This is a genomic window from Victivallis sp., assembly GCF_048170485.1.
Taxonomy (GTDB): Bacteria; Verrucomicrobiota; Lentisphaeria; order Victivallales; family Victivallaceae; genus Victivallis.
Genome location: NZ_DBEXAY010000187.1, coordinates 1 through 5,406, shown reverse-complemented (window position 1 = coordinate 5,406; position 5,406 = coordinate 1). Strand labels below are relative to the sequence as shown.

Below are 5,406 nucleotides of genomic sequence, written 5' to 3'. Positions count from 1 at the left end.
TTGCATCCGAAACGGAAATCGTGGGAGGTCTGGCGTAAATTGATCTGCCGGTGTTTGAGCGCGTTGCCCCGGCCATCCTGAAGCCAGAGTCTGCCCCAGCCCATGCGGTTGCGCCGGATGTCCAGATCGATGCGTTCCCAGGTACCGGCTTTGGGATGATCAAAAAAGCGTGTCAATTTTTTGAGGCTATCTTTTACCTGCTGATCCATTTTTGCTCCTGTCGTTGTTTATGAGTGGAATTTATTTTCCCGTAGCGTACCCGAGAGCGGTCGATGTCGCCTTTCACTCCCGGAGTAAAAGAGGGGAATGCAGGATTCCCCATGGCGTAAGCCGGTATTCGTTGCTGAAGAGATCTCCGGTCGGCCGATAGGCATCCGGCGCGCTGTCCCAATCGTATCGGAAGGTGAGATGAAGAGGTCCGAAACAGTTGATGCGGCTGCCGTAGAGGGTCAGTTTCAGCTGATGTTTTCCTGCGGAGAGGCGGCCGAGAGAAAGCTGACAGGGCGAAAACGCGATATCGCCTGCTTCTCTGCCGTCGATGTTCACCGAAACAAGCATTCCGCGAAAACTTGCCACGGCGCACTCGCGTGACGCCTGAGGATTGCACAACCCATGCGGCATATTCATGTTTCTGGGAGGCAGTCGCAGAGCCAGACGTTCCGGTTTGGAAAGTTCAAAATCGAGATGATAGGAGATGTTTCCGCCATAAAAGGGAAGCCCCTGTGTGGTGATGTCCCCCCAGTGAAGGCTGCGGACCGGAGCTGTAATTTCCGCCGTGTCCGCCAGGGTATGAACCCCGAAATCGCCGAGCAGATAGAGCTGTTCAATGTTTGTTTGATCTGTGTATTTGCGTTTGACGCACAAGGTGTGCCGGCCTGCCTGCAGATCAGGCAGGAGCGTACGTCGAATGGATTCATCCACCCAGTAGCCGCAGTCGGCAAATGGAATTGTTTCTCCATCCAGACAGAACGTCGAACTCTCCGGCTGTTCCGCTGCCAGAAAAACGTGGGAAACATTTGTCCGGCAATCGAAGGAATAGCGCAGTTCAAGCAAACCGTAAATTCTGTCTGATTGCGGCTTGCTCCATGGCTGTGCCCCGTAAAATTTATGTTGCAACCCCATTTTTGCCCGGGCCGTATTGTCCAGGCGCAGAATTTCGAGCGGAGCTTCCCACGGGCCACCGTCAACTCTCCACTCCGCCCGGTCAAGGAGCAGGACATTCGGTTCATCCAGAGAAACTTTTACGCAGTTCCCCGGCAGACGCATCAGGATGTTTTTTTCTGTCTTTTCCTGGTTCAGCGGGGAGAGGGGGAACGATTTTCCGCTGCTTTTGTGTGACGGGGTGAGACGCAGCAGCAGATGTCCGTGCGGATGAAATTCGAAATCAAACGCCGTCCACCCTTTCCGTATTTCCGCGGCAACGAAAGTGGCGGTGCCCGTAAACGTATCAAGCTCTTCCAGCTGCCATTCTCCGTGAACGGATACGGTCGCATGGTAGCTGTTCCCGCAGCGGAGCGAGTTGGCGACAAACAGATAACGGGCATTGCCGTCCTCCCGGAGCTGGTAGAGCAGTTCTGTCGCCGGCAGGCAGGTGTCTTTGCGAATGATCCGAAGTTCCCGCTCCTGTTCCATGACCTGCAGAATATCATGCTTCGTGTGGGAGATTCTTGTGCACTGTTCGGACAGCCGGGCCGGACGGGCGGAGCGTTCCGCGTCGCAGAGCGGGGCAACCGATCCGGAAAATATGACATTTCCTCCTGCCTCAACGAATTGTTCCAGGAGTTCAAGCGTAGTGGCGCGCAGGGTGAGTGTCGGCGGTACGAGGATGGAAGAATAGTGCATCTCGCCGACGACGAGCTGACAACCTTCGACGTGAGCATTCTGTTCCGGCAGCAGAGATTCCGACAGCAGATCAAAGTCCAGCAACCCGAAGAGCAGCCATTCGATCAGAGAGGAGAAATCGTTCTCTGCATTTTCTCTGGCAGTTGCGGTCTGATCGAGCGGCCCCTGAAGCAGCCAGAACGATTCAATCGGATGGATCACCGCAATATGCACAAGTGCTTTTCCCCGGGTGAGTGCGACATTGAGCCGTGCAAAATGATCTGCGATCCAATGATATTTCCGATACCAGGCTGACTGGCATCCGATTGAGGCGGGGAAATCCCGCTTGGCTCCGCCTGCCATGGAGAGCCAGGCGTGGTGCGGCACCCGCAAGGTGACTCCGAGCGCGGCCTGCCAGTCTCCATGCCCTTTGTGGTCTGCAAACGAGAAGTCCCAGTTGGTCACTCCGTCCAGTTCACTCAGAACGCCGCCGCAGCCGAACTGGCGGGAGGCGCTTTGCGCCTGCTTGGCCGTCGCCAGCTCCCGGCGATCGCAGAGCATATCGATCCCGGGAAGGGAGAAGGCACGGTAGGAACGCATCACTTCTCCGCAGAAGACGGACTGATTGGACAGGGTTGCTTCCCCGGTCAGATGGCCGGTGAAAAGAAGGTTGTGCTCCCTGCACCATGCGCCGATCTGGTCCGCATATGCTGTGGCGAACCGTTCTGTAACATGGTTGTGAAAGCGATAACGTGCCGCGGAATAACGGGAGTCCGGCAGCTCCCATACAATCTCGGGAAGAGTATCGAAGAAATCACAACCGTACTCTCTCTGATAACTCTCCGGAAAATCATCGGTGTATGGCAGAATGGCCGGCTGATCTGTTCCGGCCGTCGGGAGATCCTTCTGCCGGGTGAATTGAGGCTCGTCGGTGAAGATTCCGGGAACGGTATGATGAAATTCTTCACCGACCGTGTGAAAATATTTTTCGTGAGTCGCCTCGAGAAATTGTCTGACCGCGACGGGATTGAGCGTGTCCAGATAGGTCATATTGTTAAACCATGGTTCCGGAGTTGCAAGCTGGCGGTAAACATACAATTTCCGATAGGATTCCGGGATGGGGTCCTGAGCTGCGACGCGTTCGTAATGGAAAAGTTTCCCTGTTTCATCCAGCTTCACCGCATAACAGCACAGCAGTTTCCCGGACTCTTCTGCCGGGCCGGACTCCGGAGCAAAACTTAACTTCAGATGGCGCGCCCGCCATCTGGGATCTTGGGTTACGGTGCCGCCCGCACTTCCCGAAGGCCAGCGGTCTTCGTCGTAAAGCCAGGCCAGCATGTTGCGTTTTTTTGCTTCAGCGACGCAAACTTTGATGCACTCCATGAATTTGCAACCCAGGTAAGGGGTGCGCAGCCCGAAGCGTGCGTGCATGTAGAATCCCCCCATTCCCATGAGCGAGAAACACTCAATTTGCCGTACAAGCTGATTTTCCTCCAATTCGCAGTTCCAGGCCCAGAACGGGGCGTCGCGATAGAGAATGCCCGGTGAGGAAAACTGCTGTTGAAACTCTTTTGACTGATCCGAACCGTATAGAGATTTCATAAGCGAATCTTTCCTGTCAGTTCTCTGCCTTTTCCAGACGGACCAGAATTGGTGACAACGGCTTGAGGGAGTAAGCTCCGTCAATGAGCTGGTCCGATATCAGCTCCCGGAGTTTGTATCCCCGGGGAATCTGGAAATGAATGTTCCGTATCCCCTTATTATAATTGACCAGATTGGTCAACTCGCCCTGCGGCGTGGAGACTGTCCGGCGGTAGATTCCCTGCATTCCGGAGGCATAGGAAACTGTCATGCCGAGCTGAAAGGCGGACAGGTTCGGAGCAATTTGTTTCTCCAGCGACGCGATGTCCATGCCGGGGTAGGGTGTTATGTTCAACCTCTCGGCAGGTATGGGGAGTGGCGGCAGCGCGCGGTTGAATTCATCGCGAAGCGGCATCGCGCCGGTATACATGACACGGCCGCCGGAAGCGGTGAATCTGCGGATTCCCTGCCAGGCTTCGCGATCCAGATTTTTCACGTTGGTAAGTATCAGAAGTCTGGCGGAGCCGAATTGGTCGCGGATCAACTGCTTTTCACTCAGAAACGTGATCGGGCGCCCGGTAAAGCAGAGTTGTTCGTGCACACCGCGGATGGCGGTTGAATATCCTTTCGGATCCCAGAGATAGGCGGTCTGGCTGTAGAACAGAGCCACTTCTGCCGGGGCGCGGCGCAACGATTGAAGCTCATTGAAGAGCCGGTTTGCATCAAACGTTGCCTCCCCCAGTGCCGCCAGGGCAAGCGGCCGACGCGAAATGTTATTGTGGATGATTTCCGGATGATCGAATTTATATGGCGCCCAGATCCAGGTTGCCAGACCGGAAACTCCGGAAGCATACTGCTGGAACGCCTGCGTATACACATGTCCGTAGGGAAGCCGGCCGGGGAAGCCGTCGGGCATGATGTGGTTTTCGCCGTTGACGATTGCCGCAGGCTTGAAGGACCATTGAAGGTCATGGTAGAACGTGGTTTTCCCCCAGTCTGCGATCCATGTTCCCCCGGGGGTATAGTAGAAATAATTGTCATTTCCGTTGATGTCACCCAGTTCCGAGTAGAGTTCCGGATCCACGCCCAGTTCCAGTTGCTGGGGGTCCAGAGTGAAAAAGACCATGATTTTTGTCTGAATGGGAATGTCCGGGAAATATTTTTTCGTTTCCTTTGCAATGAATTGATGCCAGTCGAGCAAAGCCCACTGACGGTACTTTTCAAAGAGTACGCGCATAGCCGGCTCTGTCACGGCGCTCTGGGAGGCCGCATCGAAATCGGCAAAAGCGAGGCCGCTGCGCCGATTGAGTTCCGCAACGGTTTTGAACTTGTTCTTCAGGTAAGCGGCAAAACGCTGCTGGGAGGCTTTTTCCTTCGGGTCAGCTCCGGAATAGTTCGGCTCGTTGGTCAGACAAAAACTGAAGATCGAGTCGCTGAACGGCATCTGACGAAGCCGGGAGAACAGGGTGTCGAGGTGGTGAGAAACCATCTTCCGGGTTTCCGGATGCATGATTTCATATCTGGCAAAGCCGCAGATGCCGGCCGCCTCCGGATGACGGTCATACCACCATTCCGGAGCGTAATGAGGGGCGAGAAGCAGCATGGTGCGAAGATTTTTCTGCTTTGCGACCGTCATAATCTCTGCAATATCCCGCTGGAAGCGCTTGTAATCCGGAGCGGCAAATTCCGTTTGTTTGCCCGGGGTCGGGAAAAATGCACTCGGGCCGATTTCCAGATGAATCATGTTGGCTCCCATATCGGAGAAGTCCTTCATTTCTTCCCGGATGGCAGCGCTGTGTCCATAGCCGCCGAGATACACCTTCCGCTCTTCCAGTTTGCCGCTGTCGGAGCGCATGACCGCGGTGGGCCAGTTGTCGAGCATGCGCTGCCGTGAGGTGACCATTTTCCAGTTTTCCGGCAGCGTCCTCGTTTCGCGGATTGCGAGCAGCGTTTCATAGCGCTCAAGCAGTTCTTCCATCTCCGGACTCAGAATGTTTTCACAAT

The 5,406-nt window shown here is 55.1% G+C and carries 2 protein-coding genes and 1 pseudogene; all 3 read right to left on the bottom strand.

Translation table 11 applies throughout. The annotated features are described in order from the left end of the window. Positions 1 to 209: pseudogene (locus ACMLHG_RS09800) on the bottom strand (hypothetical protein); the annotation flags it as partial. Between the two features lie 73 nt (positions 210 to 282). Beyond that, positions 283 to 3,423, bottom strand: coding sequence for a hypothetical protein (locus ACMLHG_RS09795; RefSeq protein ID WP_417170370.1), 3,141 nt, complete (start codon positions 3,421 to 3,423; stop codon positions 283 to 285). 16 nt (positions 3,424 to 3,439) lie between these two features. Continuing rightward, a partial coding sequence (locus tag ACMLHG_RS09790; RefSeq protein ID WP_417170369.1) for an alpha-amylase family protein occupies positions 3,440 to 5,406 on the bottom strand: 1,967 nt, incomplete at its 5' end.